The following is a 21,317-nucleotide window of genomic DNA, read 5'->3' as shown; positions in this document are numbered from 1 at the left end:
TGTCCTTTTTGAAAGTTTTGTTTCAACTTTTCGTCTAAAGAGACAAAAAGTTGTCACAATTCGGTCACAATTAGCATAAACATAAAATAGACGAAATGAACTTATTTCCAAAAAGGCTTAGTTCATTCCAATCATGATTCGTAGAGCTGCAAAAGCATGGATTAAAAGTTCACTATATTTTCAAGGAGGTAGATCGTATGAAAACTATTCTTGCTATCGCTGGGCTTATTTGGGTTTTATCACATGGCATTCCAATTTATGAAGGAGAACAAATTCGCAGTGCTCTGAATAAAAATTTTAATGAATATCACGTTATTGATCGGCAAGATAATGTCGTGACAGTTCGTGTAAATGATTGTTTTCATACGGTAACCGTTGAAGGAACTTCAGTAGTGAATGATACAAAAGTATGTGATCAACAATAATTATATATAGGAAGAAAAGAGCCTCAATTTATACGTTTATAAATTGAGACTTTTTTATTTGTGGATGAATAATAAGCGGGGGTAGTTAATCTACACTTATTATTTTTTTGAAAAAGGAAAGGGTATCATGAAAATTGAGGCTGGGAATCTAATAAATTGTTAAGAATAAGCATAGGGCGGAAATATACTCATATGGGGTATCATACATAGATAATTAATGCTATAATTGGTATACTCGTAAAAGCAATTGTTTTATTGGATGAAGAGAAACTTTAAGAAGGTGATAATATGGATCATAAAGAGCATGAAGCGGTAACACATAGATCAGAAAAAGAAAAAGAACAAATTATAAATAGATTAAAGAGAATTGAAGGACAGGTCCGCGGTATTCAAAATATGATTGAAAATGATCGCTATTGTGTGGATATTTTAGTGCAAATTTCAGCGATTAATGCAGCGATGAAAAAAGTAGGAATGGGTGTATTAAAAAACCATACAAGTCATTGCGTTTCAGGTGCTATTAAAGATGGAAATGGTGATGAAGCAATTGAAGAATTAATGACTGTATTTGAACGTTTTTCAAAAGCGTAAAAACAAGCTAGTATGTAACTGGCTTGTTTTTTGTTTACCTTCATATAATGTTTCGGGTATTGATGTGAAAAAGTGTATGTAAAATAAACTTTTAGAAAATAATTGAAAAATCATGATACAAAACCATTGATTACCTTAGGGGGGTATGGTAAGATGTAGTTGTAATCAACAAACAATGAAGAAACAAGAGGAGGATTTTAAATGGAACAGTTAACATTAAAAGTTGAAGGTATGTCTTGTGGACATTGTGTAAATTCTATTGAAAGCAGTGTGAAAGAACTAAATGGTGTTGAACAAGTGAAGGTTCAATTAGCAGAAGGTACTGTTGACGTTACTATCGACTCGTCTGCTGTAACACTAAAAGACATTGTTGCTGTAATTGAAGATCAAGGATACGATGTTCAATAATTATTTTTAGATATGGAAATAAATCGTACTTTATAGGAAGTACGATTTATTTTGCTAATAATTATACCTCATAAGGGTATATAGAGGTGAGAGACATGTATGAACAAAAAGAGGCCAATCTTCAAATATCAGGAATGACATGTGCGGCATGTGCAAATAGAATTGAAAAAGGCCTAAAAAAAGTAGAAGGTGTTCATGATGCAAATGTAAATTTTGCACTTGAAAAAACAAAAATAATGTATGATCCCCAAAAAACAAATCCGCAACAGTTTAAGCAAAAAGTTGAATCGTTAGGATATGGAATTGTCAGTGATAAAGCTGAGTTTACTGTATCGGGGATGACATGCGCAGCATGTGCCAATAGAGTGGAAAAGCGTTTAAATAAGTTAGAAGGTGTGAACGGAGCGACAGTAAATTTCGCTTTGGAGTCAGCTACAGTAGATTTTAATCCTGATGAAATTAATGTAAATGAAATGAAGAGTGCAATTACGAAATTAGGATATAAATTAGAAGTGAAATCAGATGAACAAAATGGATCAACTGATCATCGCTTACAAGAAATTGAGCGACAAAAGAAGAAATTTATTATTTCGTTTATTTTATCATTCCCGTTACTTTGGGCAATGGTAAGTCATTTCTCATTTACATCGTTTATTTATTTACCTGATATGCTTATGAACCCTTGGGTACAACTCGCTCTTGCAACGCCAGTTCAGTTTATCATTGGTGGGCAGTTTTATGTTGGTGCTTATAAAGCGTTACGAAATAAAAGCGCCAATATGGATGTTCTCGTGGCACTTGGAACGTCTGCAGCGTATTTCTACAGTGTGTATTTAAGTATTAGGTCGATTGGTTCTTCGGAACATATGACAGACTTGTATTTTGAAACGAGTGCAGTACTTATTACATTAATTATTTTAGGTAAATTATTTGAAGCGAAAGCAAAGGGACGTTCATCAGAAGCAATTAAAAAGTTGATGGGTTTACAAGCAAAGACAGCTACAGTTGTACGAGATGGAACAGAAATGAAAATTTTAATCGAAGAAGTAGTAGCTGGTGATATCGTTTATGTAAAGCCTGGTGAAAAAATCCCGGTAGATGGAGAAATTGTAGAAGGAAAGTCAGCAATAGATGAATCGATGTTAACAGGTGAAAGCATTCCAGTTGATAAAACAATTGGGGATGTAGTAATCGGTTCTACAATGAATAAAAATGGATTTTTAAAAGTGAAAGCAACTAAGGTAGGAAGAGATACTGCATTAGCTCAAATTATTAAAGTAGTAGAAGAGGCTCAAGGTTCAAAAGCTCCTATTCAAAGGGTAGCAGATCAAATTTCAGGTGTTTTCGTACCTGTTGTAGTTGTAATTGCTATTATCACATTTGCAGTGTGGATGTTATTTGTTACACCTGGTGATTTTGGTGGGGCACTTGAAAAAATGATAGCTGTACTTGTTATCGCTTGTCCATGTGCATTAGGTCTTGCAACGCCTACATCTATTATGGCTGGGTCTGGAAGATCAGCTGAGTATGGTATTTTATTTAAAGGCGGAGAGCATTTAGAAGCAACGCATCGATTAGATACAGTTATTCTAGATAAAACAGGTACTGTGACAAACGGAAAGCCTGTGTTAACAGATGTAATATTAGCAGATGGATTCCGTGAAGAAGAAATACTACGTTTAGTAGGTGCGGCAGAAAAAAATTCTGAACATCCACTTGCAGAAGCGATTGTAGAAGGAATTAAAGAAAAGAAAATTGATATCCCAAGTTCAGAAACGTTTGAAGCGATTCCGGGATTCGGTATCGAATCAGTCGTAGAAGGGAAACAATTATTAATTGGTACACGTCGATTAATGAAGAAATTCGATATTGATATTGAAGAAGTTTCTAAAGCGATGGAAGAGCTAGAACGAGAAGGAAAAACAGCAATGTTAATAGCGATAGATAAGGAGTATGCTGGAATAGTTGCCGTTGCGGATACTGTAAAAGATACTTCAAAAGCAGCTATCGCAAGACTTAAGAAAATGGGTCTAGACGTTGTTATGATTACAGGAGATAATACACAAACTGCTCAGGCAATCGCTAAGCAAGTTGGTATTGATCACGTAATTGCAGAAGTATTACCAGAAGGAAAAGCAGAAGAAGTGAAAAAACTGCAAGCGCAAGGTAAAAAAGTAGCAATGGTTGGAGATGGAATAAATGATGCTCCTGCACTGGCTACGGCGGATATCGGTATGGCAATTGGAACCGGAACGGATGTAGCGATGGAAGCGGCAGATATTACGTTAATCCGTGGTGATTTAAATAGTATTGCTGATGCAATCTTTATGAGTAAGATGACGATAAGAAATATTAAGCAAAACTTATTCTGGGCACTAGCTTATAATGGATTAGGCATCCCGATTGCAGCGTTCGGTTTCTTAGCACCTTGGGTTGCTGGAGCCGCGATGGCATTTAGTTCTGTATCCGTTGTATTAAATGCATTACGACTGCAAAGAGTGAAATTAAAAAAATAAAAATCTATAGAGTAATTGCATATGCTTACAAACAAAAAACAATACTTTGAAATAAGTATTGTTTTTTGTTTGTATAGAAAGAAAAAAGATATAATAAAGCAGAAATATTGAATACTAGATGGTAAAAAAGTTAAATGATAGTTTAGTAAGGAGGTTCATATATGTTAAAAGACACGATCATTAGAACATTCCATAAAGAGGATTTAGAACTAGTATTACAGTTGTTCTATGAAACAGTTCATACAATTAATGCAAAAGATTATAACGTGTTACAGCTACAGGCATGGGCACCAGAGCGACTAGATAGAGAAAGTTGGTTACATTCTTTAGAGAAGAATATTAGTTATGTAGCGGATCATAACGGTGTGATAGTGGGATTTGGGGATTATAATGATGATCATTACGTAGATCGCTTATTTACGCATAAAGATTATCAAGGGAAAAGGATAGCTTCCTACATACTACAGGAGTTAGAAAAAGAAGCAGTGAACTTGGGGCATAGGGAGATATATACAGAAGCGAGTGTTACAGCAAAACCTTTCTTTGAAAGTAAAGGTTTTATTTGCATAAAGGAACAAAAGAAACAGCATAACGGTCAGATTTTTATTAATTATGTAATGAAAAAATAGCCCTCTCGTAAACGAGAAGGCTATTTTTTCATTATTTTACAGCTTCTTTAAGTTCTTTACCAGCTTTGAAAGCAGGTACTTTAGAAGCTGCGATTTGCATTTCTTCACCAGTTTGTGGGTTACGGCCTGTACGAGCAGCTCTTTCGCGAACTTCGAATGTACCGAATCCGATAAGTTGTACTTTTTCACCAGCAGCTAAAGTGTTAGTGATTGATTCTACTACAGTTTGTACAACTACAGTAGCTTCTTTTTGAGAAATCTCAGCATTTTGTGCTACGTTTTTAATTAATTCTGTTTTGTTCATGTTTTTCACCTCATATGTAAATAATGCTATTTAAGTTGTTATTATAACGTATAAAACATTCGAGAACAAGTGTACGTACATATATTCGTAAAAAAAATGAAATTTGTAATATTTTTTAGAGTCACTATATAGACAGTTCATTTAAGCGGATACAGATCTTTTCTTTAATTCGGTTTGCTCTTTATTGGAAGGTAGTTTTTTATTATAAGATATGAAATAAGGTAATGCTACAAATAACATACCTCCTACTAAGTTTCCAAAGAAAACAAAAATGAAGTTTGGAAAATATTCAATCCAAGTTAAATGACCAGCAAAAATTGCAGCTGGGATGACAAACATATTGGCTACAACATGCTGAAATCCAATCGCAACAAAAGTCATAACTGGGAACCAAATTCCGATAATCTTTCCGATAAATTCTTTACTTCCCATACTAAGCCAAACAGCTAAACAAACGAGCCAATTACATCCGATTGCAGAAATGAAGGCTTGTAGTGGTGTGTCTTGAAGTTTAGCTTGCGCAATAGCAACTGTTTTCGCTAAAAAAGCGCCCTCTGTTAATCCGACGATATGACCGAAAAAATAGGCCACGAATATAGCACCTATGAAGTTGCTAAACGTAACAATTACTAAATTTCGAATGAAGTGAAATAAATCGATTTTCTTGTGAAGCCACGCCATTGAAACAGTCATCATATTGCCAGTTACTAATTCACCACCTGCAAGAATAACGAGTATAAGACCGATAGGGAATACAGCAGCGCCTAGAAAACTAGTAAATGATCCCCAAGACTTTGGCATTGTTCCGATAACATGGATATCGAGTAAATACCCTAATGCTATGAAAGCACCACCAAAAAAACCGAGAATTAGCATAGGGAGTAATGATAAATAAGCTTTTTTTCTTCCGGAATTCGCAGCAAGCTCCGAAATTTCTTCTGGTGTAAATACAGACATGAATAACCTCTCCTTAATAAAATGATAGAATAAATAGAAAGAACATTTTTAAGAATCTATGTATTATAAAAATATGTTATGACTTCTGTATAAATTTGTCAAAGTGAGTAGAGTGGAATTGGATATAACTAACATTGTTCATGTTGTCACATTAATGTAACAATAAGGCTTTAAAGTACTTCTAGAGGTGAGAACATGAATACGCATCATGTAAAAAAAGAACAAAAAACATCAATCATAAAAATATTCATAATCAGTTTTATAAGTATAGTAATGATTTCAATAAGTTTGTATTTCTATGCGACAGAAATTGAACGAAAACTAGTAACAGTTACGTGGAATGAAATAGAAGCATCTACAATTCCTAAAGAGTTTAATAATAAAAAGATATTACAATTCTCAGATGTACATTTAGGGCCAGAATTTACACTGAAACAACTAGAAAATTTGGTGGAGAAAATGAATGCGTTGCATCCAGATATAGTAGTTTTTACAGGGGATTTAATAGATAAGTTTGGATCGTATAAGGAAGAAAGAGAAGAAGCGAAAAGCATTTTACAGAAAATACATGCGCCATTAGGGAAATATGCAGTGTTTGGGAATCATGATAGGGGCGGGGGAGGTAGTTTATTTTATAAAAAATATATGGAGGAAGCTGGTTTCTCTGTGTTGGTAAATGAAGTGCAGAAAATTAAAGCGGAAAACGGCAAGTATATTACAATATCAGGTTTGGATGATTTTTTATTAGGGAAGCCACAAATAGATTCGACTTTAAAACATATAAGACAACAAGATTTCAATATGCTCTTAGTACATGAGCCGGATGTTGTAGATAAAGTAGCGCGTTACCCAGTTGATTTTCAATTATCAGGACATAGTCACGGAGGACAAGTTCAAATTCCTTTTATAGGTCCATTAATTACTACAAAATTAGCGGATAGCTATGTGGAAGGTATGTATGAATTAGAGGGGAAGAATAAGCTGTTACATTTATACGTAAATCGTGGTATTGGGACAACCCGAATGCCTGTTAGATTTTGGAGTGTACCTGAACTTTCAGTATTTGTATTGAAGCAAGATAGTAACTAGACTACTTTAGATTAGTAGGAGGGCTTTCAAAGAAAGTCAGAGTGTTGGAACCCTTTAGGGGTTCCCAACACTCTGAATAAAAAACAACAATAGGTTAAATAACCCACTGTTGTTTTTTATTATTTTTGCAAAGGAATCGCATCAAAATATGTTCTATAGTTATTAGAGAATTCAAAGTTGTTTTTTGCATCCCAATTAATAGACCAAGACATTAGGCCGCGGAATGCAGGGTAGCCACTCTGATTTGAAAGCTTATACTTTCCTCCAAAAGGAATTCCTTTAATGATATAATCTAAAGCTTTTTTCATTTCAGTTGGAGAAATATATCCGCCACTTGGAGCGGCCGCTGGTGCTGCAGGAAGTCCAATCATGACTTGATCCGAACGAAGAGCTGGGAAAATGTTATTTGCATTACCACCTACAGGAAAACCATGTAAAAGCATATCTGCCATAGCGACCTCGTAGTCTGCTGTACCTTGACTGTAGTTATTACCGTCCATTCCAATTCCGCTACCAGCGTTGTAGTGTTGAACGTGAATATATGTTAGTTTGTCTTTCACTCCGTAAATAATTGGTAAATATGCACCCCATATGCTTCCATATGCACTATAACCGCCTTGAACATAAGCTGTTTCAGGAGCCATGCTTAATAGAAAATCTGGACCATAATGATCTGAGATTGTCCGAATAGCTGAAATAAGATTTACGATTTGAGGAGTCGTTGGTTTTTTGAAATTAGTGTCATTTCCGTTTAAGTAAATACCTGATTCAAGGTCAATATCGATTCCATCAAAACCGTATTTATCGATTAGAGATTGTAGAGAATTAATAAAACGTTGCTTAGCGGTATTATCAGGAAGTAAAACGACGCCATTTTGTCCACCTATTGAAAGAACTACTTTTTTTCCTTTACTTTTTAAGTAAGCAATATCTGATTTGAATTCTGCATCAGTACCATACACAGGAGAAAATTCAACAGTGGAACGATCACCACCAGTTTCACCGAAAGATACGTTGATTACATCCCATTTTGGTGAAACGTCTTTTAATTTAATAATGCCAGTACCGTTATCGAAGTTATGCCAGTATCCAACGAGTAGTTTTGATCCTAAATTGTTTGCTGCTTGTGCTTGAAAAGGGACTAGCGGTAGCAGTAAGAAAATGACTAAAGTACAACAAATGAATTTGAACTTGTTTAACATATCAACACTCCTATACAAAAAGTTGTCTAGATGTATAATCTTGTTTATTTAATAATATCTGAAAATTCATTCTTTTGTAAGGTGACTATAATTTTCTCAACAATTGTGTATAGGAAATTATTAAACCTAATGAAATATTTTTTTGAAGGAAGTCGAATTGCGATTGTTAAATTCAGAATATTTTGATATATTTAAAAGTATAGAACAAGGTTTTTCACAAAATACTCTTACATAAATTTCAAAATTACGTTTGGAAGGGGATGTACAAGAGTTGGATAAAAATCTTAAGAAAGATCTAAAAATACGTCACATTACAATGATCTCAATTGGCGGCGTAATAGGAGCTGGTTTGTTTGTTGGGAGTGGTGCGGTTGTACATTCAGCAGGGCCAGGTTCTATCGTTTCATATGCATTAGCAGGACTTCTAGTTATTTTCGTTATGAGAATGCTAGGAGAAATGGCAGCTATTAACCCGACAAGTGGTTCATTTGCAACATATGCACGAGAAGCAATTGGTCCATGGGCGGGTTATACAATTGGGTGGCTATATTGGTTTTTCTGGGTAATTGTTATTGCGATAGAAGCTACAGCAGGTGCTGGTATTATTCAATACTGGATTCCAGAAATCCCGCTTTGGTTATTAAGCCTAATATTAACGGTTTTATTAACGTTGACGAATGTTTTTTCAGTGAAATCATTTGGAGAGTTTGAATATTGGTTTTCATTTATTAAAGTAATAAGTATTGTTTTGTTCCTTTGTCTCGGACTTGCTGTTATTTTAGGATTTGTACCAGGAACGGAAGCACCTGGCACTTCGAATTTAGTAGGGCAAGGAGGATTTATGCCAAATGGTATAAGTTCGGTGCTACTTGGAATTACCGTCGTTATATTTTCATTTATGGGATCTGAGATTGTTGCAGTAGCTGCTGGAGAGTCTGCTGAACCTGTAAAAGCAGTAAAAACAGCAACAAATAGTGTGATTTGGCGTATTCTCGTATTTTTCATTGGATCGATCGCTATAGTTGTTACACTTCTTCCATGGAATTCAGCAAACATACTAAAAAGTCCGTTTGTAGCGGTACTGGAACATATAGGAATACCAGCTGCAGCACAGATTATGAATTTTATCGTTTTAACAGCTGTACTCTCTTGTTTAAATTCGGGTTTATATACAAACTCAAGAATGCTTTTTTCGATGGCAGAAAGAGGAGATGCTCCAAAGGCGTTTTTGAAATTGAACAGTAGTGGTGTTCCAGTTCGGGCCGTTTTATTCGGAACGTTCTTTGCTTATATTGGCGTTGTTTTTAGCTACATATCTCCAGATAAAGTCTTTTTATTTTTAGTGAATGCATCTGGCGGGATTGCGTTACTCGTTTATCTCGTTATAGCTATTTCGCATTTCAAGATTCGTAAAAAAATGGGGAAAGTAGAACAGCAAAATTTGAAAGTGAAAATGTGGTTTTTCCCTTATGCGACGTATGTTACAATTGCCGCTATTATAGCAGTTTTAGTTGCCATGCTAGCAATTGAATCTTTGCGTTCGCAGGCATTATTAACGATGCTTGTTACTGTTCTTATAATCATTTCTTATTTTATTTTTAATAGAAATAAAAATAGTACAGTGTTGAATTCTAAAAGTAAGAATGAGGAATCTGTTCGATTCTAATTACTTGTTTTAGAAAAGAGTTACACCCAATCATTGCTATAAAAGAATCATATATAATCATAGAAACAAGTAATTACTATTGTCATAGTGAATATAAACTTTTTTCTTGACTTTTTATACGAAGGCGAGCAAAATGGTAAAAAAGGAAGGGGGGATGACGATGGAAGAGTACGTATTAGAGCTGTATAACCTGTTATATACGACAGAATGGCAAGATATTGTTTCGTTTCTAGGAATAATGTTTTGTATGAAAATTGTAATTGTATATATGGAAGAGCAAGGTATGTTCTATTCCTTCTCATCCTCGTTCGATGTGCAGCGCGAGCCGTTGCTAAACTATGCCAATGTGAATTACGAACATTTTCCTTTTGTTATATTCTTTATGATTCGATTTATAACTGCAATTGTAAAGAAAAAGGAAAGCGATGATGAAGAGTGCCACTCAACTTGTAATATAGCGAACGTTTTTTAAGCTAAATACAAGGAGGAGATTTATATGTGGTTTCGATTTCTTATGATTGGTTTCTTTTCATTAACAGCAATTTCATTAATGGGATATCAAGTGTCTGAAATTTTTCAAGCATATAGCGATACGTTTTTCAACAAAAACTAATTACATTGCTATTTAAATAATAAAGCGATAAAATCCTTCTTAAGAAGTTTTATTAAGAAGGATTTTTTTTCTTTGCTCTGTCTTACTGTGTCAAACTATTGTCACATTTACACTGTGAATAGTATGTTAAAATAGTGAGGTTACGTATACATATTTGAAGGAAGAGGGAGTGACCATTTTGGTGGATCAATCAACAAATCAGAAAAGCTATGCTCCTATTGTGATAACGCTTTCTGTAATTGTAAATGCGATTATTTTATTTTTGTTCTTTGGACCTGTTGGCTATGAAGGAGAATTACATTTTGATGTAACAATTTTACCAATGTTAAATGCAATTTTTAATAGCTTTACGTTCGTATTCTTATTAGCAGCTTTATACTCTATTATTAAGAAGAATGTAAAAATGCACCGTGGTTTCATCCTGGCAGCATTTACGACGACATTGCTATTTTGTGTTTCTTATTTATCGTATCATTACTTAGCGCCAGCAACACATTTTGGCGGAGAAGGATTCATTAAATATGTGTATTTCATCATTTTAATTACACATATTATCCTGGCAGCAATTATTGTACCGCTTGCATTGTTTGCACTTGTATTTGGTTTTACAAATCAATTAACACGTCATCGTAAAATTGTACGTTGGACAATGCCGATTTGGTTATATGTAAGTTTGTCTGGTGTTATTGTTTACTTAATGATCTCACCTTATTATCAATAAAAAATCTCAGCCTGTAGGCTGGGATTTTTTTGTTAGGCAAATATTTTTGTGAAATGAAAAAAATATGTTATACAAAAGTATAGTTGCTTTTCATATAGAAGGGATGGTAAAGGGATATGCAAAATTTTGTATTTCGTAATCCAACGAAACTTATTTTCGGTAAAGGTCAATTAGAACAGTTAAAAGCTGAAATTCCACAGTTCGGTAAAAAAGTTCTTCTCGTATATGGGGGAGGAAGTATTAAAAGAAATGGTATTTATGATAATGTACTTTCTATTTTAAAAGATATAAATGCAGAAGTATTTGAATTGACAGGTGTTGAACCGAATCCACGTGTATCAACTGTAAAGAAAGGAATTCAAATTTGTAAAGAGAATGGTGTTGAATTTATTTTAGCAGTTGGTGGAGGAAGTGTAATCGACTGTACGAAGGCAATTGCTGCTGGTAGTAAGTACGATGGAGATGTATGGGATATTGTAACGAAAAAAGCATTTGCTAGTGAGGCATTACCGTTTGGTACTGTGCTTACGCTTGCGGCAACAGGATCTGAAATGAATGCTGGTTCTGTTATTACAAACTGGGAAACGAATGAAAAATATGGATGGGGTAGTCCAGTTACTTTCCCGCAATTTTCAATTTTAGATCCCGTTCATACTGCGTCTGTGCCGAGGGATCAAACAATTTACGGTATGGTAGATATTATGTCGCACGTATTAGAGCAATATTTCCACAACGGAACAAATACAGAACTACAAGATCGTTATTGTGAGTCTGTTTTAAAAACAGTAATTGAAACCGCTCCTAAGCTTTTAAGTGATTTAGAAAGTTATGAGCATAGAGAAACTATTTTATATTGCGGTACTATGGCGCTAAACGGCATTTTAGCGATGGGAGTAAAAGGAGACTGGGCAACTCACAATATTGAGCACGCAGTTTCTGCGGTTCATGATATACCACATGGAGGCGGTTTAGCAATTCTATTCCCGAACTGGATGAAGCATGTTGTAGATGAAAATGTAAGTCGTTTTAAACAGTTTGCTATTCGTGTATTCGATGTAGAAACAGATGGGAAGACTGATCGAGAAATTGCGTTAGAAGGAATTGAGGCGTTACGTCAATTTTGGACTTCAATTGAGGCGCCGGTAACATTAGCTGATTATGCTATTGGAGAAAATGAAATTGATGTAATGGCGGATAAAGCGATGGCTTATGGTGAATTTGGTAACTTTAAAAAATTAAATAAAGATGATGTTTTAAGCATATATAAAGCTTCTCTATAAGTAAATCGAGTAAAGAAACCCATTTGATTGTTATATCAAATGGGTTTCTTTTTGCTATTTATAACTGTTTGTGATTGGTTTTGGTTATTTGTGAATGTTTGTGGTTGATTTTTGTGATCGTTTTCATTATACTGTAATCAAAGAAGAGGTGAATGAAATGTTAACTCCTGAACGTCATCAAATGATATTGCAACTTGTAAAAGAGCAGAAGGTTGTTAAATTACAACAATTAGTGGAAAGCACAGAAAGCTCTGAATCAACAATTCGTCGTGATTTAGCGCAATTGGAAAAACAAAGGTTACTAAAAAGAGTTCACGGTGGTGCGGCTGTTTTAACGGGAAAAGGACAGGAGCCAACGATGGTTGAAAAATCATCCAAAAACATTCAAATAAAACAACAAATTGCGAAGTATGCCGCTAGCATTGTTGAACAAGGCGATTGTATTTATTTAGATGCAGGAAGTACGACATTCGAAATGATTCCATTTTTAATAAATAAAGGTGTTACTGTCGTTACGAATGGACTTATGCATATTGAAGCTTTAGTTGAAAATAATATTCGTGCATATTTACTAGGTGGAATGATGAAAAGTAGGACGAAAGCTTTAATCGGTGCTATGGCACAGGAAAGTATGCAAAAGTATCGTTTTGATAAATGTTTTTTAGGTGCGAATGGTGTACATGAACAGCTTGGTTTTACAACTCCAGATCCAGAAGAGGCACTTTTAAAACAAATGGCACTAACATTAGCGAACGAAGGGTATTTCTTAATTGATGAAAGTAAGTTTTCGGAAGTTGCGTTTGCGAAAATTGCTAATGTTGAAGAAGCAAATATTATTACAAACCATTTAGAAATTGATTTAGAAAAATATAAAAGACAAACCAATGTAATTGAGGCTGATAAACAATGATCTATACAGTTACTTTAAATCCATCTATTGATTATGTAGTACAAGTGAATTCTTTTGATTTAGGCGCAGTAAATCGAGCGGAGAAAGATATGAAGTTTCCTGGTGGAAAAGGGATTAATGTTTCTCGCGTTCTCCATCGTTTAGGTGTTGAAAATATAGCACTTGGATTTACTGGTGGATTTACCGGTCAATTTATTAAAGATGTATTGCAGACGGAAGGTGTAACAACAAATTTCGTCCAAGTGGATGAAGATTCTCGAATTAATGTGAAAATAAAAGGGCAAGAAGAGACGGAATTAAATGGGCAAGGACCAAGTGTGACAAATGAACAATTTGAACAATTAATGAAACAAATCGAAAGTATGAAGCAGGGAGATTGTGTTGTACTAGCTGGAAGTGTACCGTCGTCTATCCCAACTACCTTTTATGAATCAATCGCAGCGATCGGAGCTGAAAAAGGTATTCGCGTAGTAGTTGATGCGAGCGGAAGTGCACTGCAACACGTAATTAAAAATAAGCCATTTTTAATTAAGCCTAATCATCATGAACTTGGTGAGTTATTCGGTGTAGAGATTTCCACAGTAGAAGATGTTTTACCGTATGGAATAAAATTAATCGAACAAGGTGTAGAGCACGTTATCGTATCAATGGCCGGAGACGGAGCTTTATTATTTACGGCAGAAGGTATATATGAAGCAACTGTTCCAAAAGGTGTTGTAATTAATTCGGTTGGGGCTGGAGATTCTCTCGTTGCAGGGTTTGTAGGTAAATATGAACAGACAAAAGATATTGAAAAAGCATTTCAATATGGCGTTGCAACAGGGAGTGCAACAGCATTTTCAGCTGATTTATGTGAGAAGAAAAAAGTAGAAGAATTGTTGTCGCAAGTAATTGTAGCTAAGCGATAGGGGGAAGCAATATATGAAAATTACAGAACTATTAAAAAGGGATACAGTTATTATGAATTTGACAGCTTCAAATAAAGAAGCTGTCATAGAAGAATTAGTTGAGACATTAGCCGGTGCAAACCGTTTAAATAGTAAAGTGGAATTTAAAGAAGCGATTTTAAAGCGGGAGTCACAAAGTACAACTGGAATAGGGGAAGGGATTGCAATCCCTCATGCGAAAACAAAAGCTGTTAAGCAACCAGCGATTTGTTTTGGTAGAAGTGTAAGCGGTATCAACTATGAATCGCTTGACGGACAGCCAGCGCATTTATTCTTTATGATTGCTGCAAGTGAAGGAGCGAATAATACGCATCTAGAAACGTTATCGCGCCTATCTACATTATTAATGGATGAAGCGTTTCGTAAGCAATTATTAGACGCAAAGGATGAGGAGGAACTTCTTCGTTTATTTGATGAAAAAGAGAATGAGAAAGAAGATGAGGTTGAAGTTGCAAAACCAGAAGGAAATGAACCGTACGTATTAGCAGTTACGGCTTGCCCAACTGGAATCGCTCACACGTATATGGCCGCGGATAGCTTAAAAGCAAAAGCAGCAGAGCTAGGTATCGCAATTAAAGTTGAAACAAACGGATCAACAGGTATAAAAAACGGTTTATCGAAAGAGGATATTGAACGAGCAACGGCTATAATTGTTGCGGCAGATAAACAAGTAGAAATGAACCGTTTTGCTGGGAAACATGTCATTCAAGTGCCAGTCGCTGATGGGATTAGAAAGACGGAAATGCTTCTTAATCGAGCTGTAAAACAAGACGCGCCAATCTTTAAAGGTGTAAAAGAGGATGGAAAGGCAGAAAATACGGAGAAAGAAAAAGGATTAGGAATTTATAAGCACTTAATGAACGGTGTAAGTAATATGCTTCCATTCGTTGTTGGTGGAGGAATTTTAATTGCACTAGCATTTTGGGTTGGTGGTATAAAAGCAGAAGGGCCATTGGCTGAATTGTTAATGTCTATTGGTGGAGGGGGAACAGGGGCATTTTTATTCCTCGTACCAATTTTAGCTGGATTTATTGCGAGTTCTATTGCTGATCGCCCTGGTTTCATGCCTGGTGTTGTCGGTGGATTTTTAGCAGCGCATGCGAATGCTGGATTTTTAGGTGGATTAATTGCTGGTTTCTTAGCTGGGTATGTTGTTTTAGGATTGAAAAAATTGTTTTCAGGATTACCAGTACAGTTAGAAGGAATTAAACCTGTATTGTTATATCCGGTCTTTGGATTATTAATTACAGGAGTTGTTATGCAAGAAGTAGTTAACCCACCTGTAGTAGCATTGAATGAAATGTTAACAGGATGGTTAAATGGTTTGAACGGTACAAATGCTATATTATTAGGTCTTATTTTAGGCGGCATGATGGCAATTGATATGGGTGGTCCAATCAATAAAGCTGCATTTACATTTGGTATTGCTGCAATAGAAGCGCAGAACTTTGGAGTGCACTCTGCTGTTATGGCTGGTGGTATGGTACCGCCGTTAGCTATTGCATTCGCAACTACTTTATTTAAATCAAAGTTTATCGAAGCAGAACGTAAATCTGGTTTAACAAATTATATTATGGGCGCGTCGTTTATTACAGAAGGTGCAATTCCATTTGCAGCAGCAGATCCGATTCGAGTAATAGTAAGTTGTGTCGTTGGTTCGAGTATTGCGGGTGCATTATCTATGTTATTCCATATTACATTACCAGCACCGCATGGTGGATTGTTTGTTATCGCATTAGTAAATAAACCAGTGCTATATATTTTCTCAATATTAATAGGGACAGTTATTTCGGCTCTTATGATGGGGATTTGGAAAAAGAAAGTTAAATAATAGATGTAAAGGGAGTAGCTTTTATTAGTTGCTCCTTTTTATTACAAAAAAAGGGGTTAATAATTGGAGAATGATGAATTTTGGTAAAAGATGTAATGAAATATGGTTTTTTTGTAACAAAAAAGTAATACTGTAATTTTTTCTGGAAAAAATTCTGGTGCTTGTATGTGGAAAATATATGAAAACTATTGAGGATTCTATTGGAAACGGGATTCGTTAATATGGAAATTTATGTTACAACTCATTAATCGCATATTACGAATGGTTTGTAATTGTGTGATTTCTAAAAATCCTAAAAATCTGTTGCTATAATGAAAATACGAAAACAAAGCAAATGGAGGCTATTCATGAAAAAATTATTAGGTATAGCAACGGCGGCAGTTTTTGGTCTTGGGATTTTTGCAGGTTCTGCGAAAGCAGAAACGATTGTAACAACAGACGTATTAAATGTTAGAGAAAACCCAACTGTAGAGTCTAAGCTTGTAGGTAAAATGTTAAGTGGAAATAAATTAGATGTTGTAAATACAGAAAACGGATGGACAAAAATTAAATTAAATGGTCAAGAAGCGTTTGTAAGTGCTGAATTTACAAAAAGTACATATTATGTGACGGCGGGCGTGTTAAATGTTCGTGCTGGAGCGAATACTGATTCTGAAATTCTTGGTAAACTAAATAAAGATGATGTAATTGAAACGACAAATCAAGTTCAAAATGAATGGTTACAATTTGACTACAATGGAAAAACAGGATATGTTCACGTGCCATTTTTAACAGGAACGGCACCTGTAATTGAAAAGAAAGAAGTTGTAACGCAAGAAGAAGCGCCAGTAAGAGTAAATACGCCGGTTAAGAATAATAAAGTGGTTAAGAACAAAGAGTCTGTTAAGAATGTAGAATCAAATAAACCTGTGGTAAAACAGCAGTCAACTACGAAACAAGTTGCGAAATCTACTCAAACAAGTGCACCTGCTGGTGGACGTGAAATAACAGTAGAAGCGACAGCGTATACAGCGCATCCAAGTGAGAATGGTACGTATGGTGGGCGTGTATTAACTGCAATGGGGCATGATTTAACAGCGAATCCAAATATGAAAGTAATTGCAGTTGATCCTAAAGTAATTCCACTTGGATCGAAAGTATGGGTAGAAGGATACGGAGAAGCGATTGCTGGAGATACTGGTGGTGCGATTAAAGGAAATCGTATTGATGTTCTAGTAGGTTCAGATGGTAGTGCTAATAGCTGGGGACGCAAATCTGTAAAAGTGAAAGTTATAGAGTAGTGTATATGTATTAATATAAAAGGCGGTTGCTTGAAAGTGTGTAAGCAACCGCCTTTTATGAATTATTGAAAAGGATAAATCGTTTTACCTGTAATAATTTTATATGCACTACAAAACTGATTTTGTATATACTCTGTATTTTGATTTTCTGGATGTAATGTAGTTTCTTGGAGAGTAGAATGAAAAGAACGTAGCAAACAATTTAAGGCGAAGTATAATTCTTCTTGTGAACAATTTTGTTCTTTTGTAGCAGTAGCTAAAATGAGATCTTTTGTTAATGATGAAAAATTGATGGCAGATTGTTCCATAGTCAACTCATCCTCTCAAACGTATTTTTACTCATGTATATGCGTAATTGGACAAACTATGTTCTTTTTTTATTTATAATTTCATGTACCGAAATGAAAGAACTTGCAATCATGCCGTTAAAATTGGTAAGATTGGATATAATCAATAGATGGAGTACATCACATAAAGAGAGTTGAATGATATGGGAGAAGTGCAACGTGAAAAAGTTGCTGTCATCATTGGACCAACTGCTGTTGGGAAGACGAAGTTAAGTATTGATCTTGCCAAAGCATTGAATGGTGAAATAATAAGTGGAGATTCCATGCAGATTTATCGCACAATGGATATTGGAACTGCAAAGGTGACGAAAGAAGAGATGGACGGAATTCCACATTATATGGTCGATATAAAAAATCCGGAAGAATCATTTTCTGTTGCCGAATTTCAAGAGCGTGTTCGTAAGCATATTCGAGAAATTACAGAACGTGGTAAATTGCCAATTATCGTTGGTGGAACGGGTTTGTATATACAATCTGTTTTATTCGATTATCAGTTTACGGATGATGCTGGTGATACTACATACCGAGAGCAGATGGAAAAGGTAGCAGTAGAACATGGTGTGGAATATGTACATAAAAAATTACAAGAAGTAGACCCAGAAAGCGCTGAGCGTATTCATGCAAATAATGTCCGTCGTGTCATTAGAGCTTTAGAAATTTTTCATACGACGGGTGAAAAAATGAGTGATCAGCTTGAAAAACAAGAAAATGAGTTATTATACGATGTTTCCTTGATTGGCTTGACAATGGATCGAGAAATGCTATACGATCGCATTAACTTACGAGTTGATATAATGATGGAACAAGGCTTATTAGAAGAAGTAGAAGGATTGTATAATAGAGGGATACGAGATTGTCAATCTATTCAAGCGATTGGATATAAAGAGATATATGATTATTTTGAAGGTCGTGTCTCTTTAGAAGAAGCGGTATCACAATTAAAGACAAATTCACGTCGTTATGCAAAACGTCAATTAACGTGGTTCCGTAATAAGATGGGTGTCACATGGTTTGATGTTACAGACGGTGAAAAAACGTCAGAAATTTTACGATACATAGAAGGAAAGCTACAACTAAAGTCGAATAATAGTAAGTAGAGAAAAAGAGGAGGATTCGACATGAAGCAATCAATCAATATTCAAGATCAATTTTTAAATCAACTCCGTAAAGAGAATACGTTTGTCACGCTGTACTTATTAAATGGTTTCCAGCTTCGTGGATTAATTAAAGGATTTGATAATTTTACAGTCCTACTGGAAACAGAAGGTAAGCAACAGCTTATTTATAAACATGCAATTTCTACATTTGTACCACAAAAAAATGTTTCAATTGAATTAGAGTAGTAATGAATTATTGTACATAACAAAAAAAGAGCGAATTTCTGAAGTGACCCCTAAAAGTTAGACACGGTTATTTCATTAGGCAGCTTGATCCAAATGAGCCCGGTATTGCACCGGGCTCATTTTTAATTTTGCCTTTATCCGTTTTGTATTATAATAATCTACATATTTTTCTAATTCTATTTTAAAATGATCTATACTTTCAAACTCGTTTATGTAGAGGGACTCCGACTTCATGATCCCGAAGAAATTCTCCATTACTGCATTGTCATAACAGTTTCCTTTTCGAGACATACTCTGCACCATCCCCTTTGATTCAAGTGTCCGGACATATTGTTTCATTTGATAATGCCACCCTTGATCGGAATGCATCAATAGTTGGTGATCTTCAGGTAAACGTTCTAATGCTGTCTCTAACATTTCTGAAACAAGTGAATACGTCGGTCTAGAGCCAATTGTATAGGTAATAATCTCACTATTATACAAGTCTAATACAGGTGATACATACAGTTTCTCTCCAAACAATTTAAACTCTGTGATGTCTGTTACCCATTTTTTATTCGGAGCATCTGTATGAAAACTGCGTGCTAAAATATTAGGTGCAGTTTTACCGAATTTCCCCTTATAAGACTTATATTTTTTCATACGCACAACACATTTTAATCCAAGCTCTTTCATAATGCGCTGAACCTTCTTGTGATTCACCTTCTGACCACGATTCGTTAATTCATCACGAATGCGAAGGTAGCCATAACGACCTTCATTTTCCTCATAAATCCCTTTAATTTCGGCTTTCAAATCGGCATCTAAATCCGGGCGATTCATTTTCTTTACTAAATCATAATACGTACTTCGTGGAATGTTAGCTAGCTCTACAAGTGCCTTCACCGAATATTTATGCCTTAATTCATAGACTACTTGCGCTGTGTCCTGTTTCGTGATTTTTCCTTGTTTTGAACTAAGGCATTCAACTTTTTTAAGTACTTATTTTCCATTTCAAGCTGTTGAATACGTGCTTCAAGTGCTTCGACTGAACCTTCAACTGGGCTTGTTTTAATTGTTTATTTGACTCTTTTTTCGTGGATGGACGCCCCTTTTTCTTTGATTGAAGGGGCAGGAATATTAAAAATAGCTGCCGTTTCAAATAAGGACGTGCCGTTTTCAATCATAAAATTTAGTGCGTCTAGTTTAAATTGTTGCGTATAATTTGTATACCGTTTTAGAAAAGCTTCCGCACCATTTTATTTATATTGGTTTACCCAATTCAAAATTACGGTGTCTCTTATACCAATCACTTTACTAATTTCTCGGTAACTTTCATTTCCGTTCAGATAACGTTGAACGATGTGTATTTTTTCATCAGCTGTAAATTTAACCATAGAAAAACTGCGCCTCCAATTGTTAGACGGCGTCTAACAATTGGAGTGCAGTTCAAATTTCTCGCTCTTTTTTTATTTGCCATAAGCAATACATAGTGGATTTTAAGCGATTCTAAATACAGTAAGGCGAATGTTAGTGTTTCCTGTTTCAGGAATTGTAATTTCGCTAAGAGTAGATTTAACAGAAATGTTTGAGCCGGCAGTTAATGTTTCGATTGTAGTGAATGAAAGTGAGTCGCCTATTAGATTTGAAGAGAAGTTGTCAGTTGCGACTGCTCCATTTATTGAAATTCCTACCCCGAGTGGAGCACATCCTGGTGCAGTTGTAGAGATGGATACGCTAATGACATAAATACCAGCGTTGATAACAGTGACTGTATCTGTGCCATTGAAGATAATGTTGTTTACGTTAATTGCAGTATTAAAAATGAAGTTGTTAAATTGGAGTACTGTTTGCTGAATGTTGTTTGTAACGACAATTGTTGCTACAGGGAAGCTAGGTCCAGTAGGCCCGGTAGGTCCAGTAACTCCTATACCAGTAGCGCCTGTTGGTCCTTGGATACCTTGAGGTCCAGTAGGTCCAGGAGGCCCGCCAGAAGGCCCGGTAGGTCCAGTAACTCCTATACCAGTAGCGCCTGTTGGTCCTTGGATACCTTGAGGTCCAGTAGCGCCAGTAGCACCCGCCGGTCCTTGAATACCCTGAGGTCCAGTAGCGCCAGTAGCACCCGCCGGTCCTTGAGCACCTTGAGGTCCAGTGGCACCGGTAGCGCCCGTGTTACCTTGAACACCTTGAGGTCCAGTAGCGCCTGTGTTACCTTGAATACCCTGAGGTCCAGTAGCACCAGTAGCGCCTGTGTTACCTTGAACACCTTGAGGTCCAGT

Annotated in this window: 21 protein-coding genes and 1 pseudogene; 16 read left to right on the top strand and 6 right to left on the bottom strand. The window is 35.6% G+C overall.

Annotated features, from left to right (window positions below; all coding sequences use genetic code 11):
• Positions 1–197: 197 nt before the first annotated feature.
• The 5 genes from AC3WVA_RS00110 to AC3WVA_RS00090 all read left to right on the top strand — a co-directional run bounded on the left by AC3WVA_RS00110 (position 198) and on the right by AC3WVA_RS00090 (position 4,569).
• Positions 198–425 carry a hypothetical protein gene (locus AC3WVA_RS00110; RefSeq protein WP_000849106.1) on the top strand — a complete coding sequence of 76 codons (228 nt, stop codon included), beginning with the start codon at positions 198–200 and terminating at the stop codon, positions 423–425.
• Positions 426–713: 288 nt separating this feature from the next.
• Positions 714–1,016: a metal-sensing transcriptional repressor gene (locus AC3WVA_RS00105; protein ID WP_000349636.1), complete on the top strand. Its 303-nt coding sequence runs from the start codon at positions 714–716 to the stop codon at positions 1,014–1,016.
• A gap of 201 nt (positions 1,017–1,217) precedes the next feature.
• Positions 1,218–1,424: a copper chaperone CopZ gene (copZ, locus tag AC3WVA_RS00100; protein ID WP_048530366.1), complete on the top strand. Its 207-nt coding sequence runs from the start codon at positions 1,218–1,220 to the stop codon at positions 1,422–1,424.
• Between the two features lie 95 nt (positions 1,425–1,519).
• Entirely contained in the window at positions 1,520–3,940 is a 2,421-nt protein-coding gene (locus AC3WVA_RS00095) for a heavy metal translocating P-type ATPase (protein ID WP_492321741.1), read from the top strand.
• A gap of 161 nt (positions 3,941–4,101) precedes the next feature.
• Positions 4,102–4,569, top strand: coding sequence for a GNAT family N-acetyltransferase (locus AC3WVA_RS00090; protein ID WP_098345325.1), 468 nt, complete (start codon positions 4,102–4,104; stop codon positions 4,567–4,569).
• A gap of 31 nt (positions 4,570–4,600) precedes the next feature.
• On the opposite strand, the gene AC3WVA_RS00085 is transcribed toward AC3WVA_RS00090, so the two are convergent.
• Both AC3WVA_RS00085 and AC3WVA_RS00080 read right to left on the bottom strand, forming a co-directional pair.
• A complete protein-coding gene (locus AC3WVA_RS00085) occupies positions 4,601–4,873 on the bottom strand; it encodes an HU family DNA-binding protein (RefSeq protein WP_001043904.1) in 273 nt (90 codons plus the stop codon).
• A 141-nt stretch (positions 4,874–5,014) separates the two neighbouring features.
• A complete protein-coding gene (locus tag AC3WVA_RS00080; protein ID WP_048530360.1) occupies positions 5,015–5,830 on the bottom strand; it encodes a formate/nitrite transporter family protein in 816 nt (271 codons plus the stop codon).
• Between the two features lie 195 nt (positions 5,831–6,025).
• On the opposite strand from AC3WVA_RS00080, the gene AC3WVA_RS00075 reads away from it, so the two are divergent.
• Positions 6,026–6,919 carry a metallophosphoesterase gene (locus AC3WVA_RS00075; RefSeq protein ID WP_048530359.1) on the top strand — a complete coding sequence of 298 codons (894 nt, stop codon included), beginning with the start codon at positions 6,026–6,028 and terminating at the stop codon, positions 6,917–6,919.
• A gap of 119 nt (positions 6,920–7,038) precedes the next feature.
• Here AC3WVA_RS00075 and AC3WVA_RS00070 read toward each other — a convergent pair whose 3' ends face one another.
• Positions 7,039–8,121 carry a chitinase gene (locus AC3WVA_RS00070; RefSeq protein ID WP_492321740.1) on the bottom strand — a complete coding sequence of 361 codons (1,083 nt, stop codon included), beginning with the start codon at positions 8,119–8,121 and terminating at the stop codon, positions 7,039–7,041.
• A gap of 271 nt (positions 8,122–8,392) precedes the next feature.
• Here AC3WVA_RS00070 and gabP point away from each other — a divergent pair, with 271 nt between their 5' ends.
• From gabP to entD, 8 genes are all read left to right on the top strand, one after another.
• Positions 8,393–9,787, top strand: a complete 1,395-nt coding sequence (gabP, locus tag AC3WVA_RS00065) for a GABA permease (protein WP_048530351.1) — start codon at positions 8,393–8,395, stop codon at positions 9,785–9,787.
• Between the two features lie 133 nt (positions 9,788–9,920).
• Positions 9,921–10,259, top strand: coding sequence for a hypothetical protein (locus AC3WVA_RS00060; RefSeq protein ID WP_116746294.1), 339 nt, complete (start codon positions 9,921–9,923; stop codon positions 10,257–10,259).
• 319 nt (positions 10,260–10,578) lie between these two features.
• On the top strand, positions 10,579–11,121 hold the full coding sequence (locus AC3WVA_RS00055) for a DUF420 domain-containing protein (protein ID WP_000228314.1): 543 nt from the start codon (positions 10,579–10,581) through the stop codon (positions 11,119–11,121).
• 116 nt (positions 11,122–11,237) lie between these two features.
• The gene (locus AC3WVA_RS00050; RefSeq protein ID WP_088316302.1) at positions 11,238–12,401 is read left to right on the top strand and encodes an iron-containing alcohol dehydrogenase; all 1,164 of its coding nucleotides are present in this window, start codon (positions 11,238–11,240) and stop codon (positions 12,399–12,401) included.
• A gap of 157 nt (positions 12,402–12,558) precedes the next feature.
• The gene (locus tag AC3WVA_RS00045; protein ID WP_098345327.1) at positions 12,559–13,311 is read left to right on the top strand and encodes a DeoR/GlpR family DNA-binding transcription regulator; all 753 of its coding nucleotides are present in this window, start codon (positions 12,559–12,561) and stop codon (positions 13,309–13,311) included.
• Positions 13,308–14,219, top strand: coding sequence for a 1-phosphofructokinase (pfkB, locus tag AC3WVA_RS00040; RefSeq protein ID WP_088316304.1), 912 nt, complete (start codon positions 13,308–13,310; stop codon positions 14,217–14,219). Before AC3WVA_RS00045 ends, pfkB begins: the two co-directional genes overlap by 4 nt.
• A gap of 13 nt (positions 14,220–14,232) precedes the next feature.
• Complete coding sequence (locus AC3WVA_RS00035) at positions 14,233–16,089, top strand: PTS fructose transporter subunit IIABC (RefSeq protein WP_492321739.1); 1,857 nt, start codon at positions 14,233–14,235, stop codon at positions 16,087–16,089.
• Between the two features lie 347 nt (positions 16,090–16,436).
• A complete protein-coding gene (entD, locus tag AC3WVA_RS00030; protein ID WP_098345329.1) occupies positions 16,437–17,369 on the top strand; it encodes a cell wall-binding protein EntD in 933 nt (310 codons plus the stop codon).
• A 62-nt stretch (positions 17,370–17,431) separates the two neighbouring features.
• On the opposite strand, the gene AC3WVA_RS00025 is transcribed toward entD, so the two are convergent.
• On the bottom strand, positions 17,432–17,677 hold the full coding sequence (locus tag AC3WVA_RS00025; protein WP_071757749.1) for a hypothetical protein: 246 nt from the start codon (positions 17,675–17,677) through the stop codon (positions 17,432–17,434).
• A 182-nt stretch (positions 17,678–17,859) separates the two neighbouring features.
• Between AC3WVA_RS00025 and miaA the strand changes: the two genes are divergently transcribed.
• Positions 17,860–18,813, top strand: coding sequence for a tRNA (adenosine(37)-N6)-dimethylallyltransferase MiaA (gene miaA, locus AC3WVA_RS00020; RefSeq protein ID WP_098345330.1), 954 nt, complete (start codon positions 17,860–17,862; stop codon positions 18,811–18,813).
• 21 nt (positions 18,814–18,834) lie between these two features.
• Positions 18,835–19,059, top strand: a complete 225-nt coding sequence (gene hfq, locus AC3WVA_RS00015) for an RNA chaperone Hfq (RefSeq protein ID WP_000813896.1) — start codon at positions 18,835–18,837, stop codon at positions 19,057–19,059.
• A gap of 75 nt (positions 19,060–19,134) precedes the next feature.
• Here the strand turns inward: hfq and AC3WVA_RS00010 are convergent.
• Both AC3WVA_RS00010 and AC3WVA_RS00005 read right to left on the bottom strand, forming a co-directional pair.
• A pseudogene (locus AC3WVA_RS00010) lies at positions 19,135–20,435 on the bottom strand (IS3 family transposase).
• Between the two features lie 102 nt (positions 20,436–20,537).
• The coding region (locus tag AC3WVA_RS00005; RefSeq protein WP_492321738.1) for a Gly-Xaa-Xaa repeat protein at positions 20,538–21,317 on the bottom strand (780 nt) is incomplete at its 5' end.

Source organism: Bacillus sp. EB106-04-02-XG92 (genome assembly GCF_058791995.1).
This window is presented reverse-complemented; position numbering and strand designations above follow the sequence as displayed.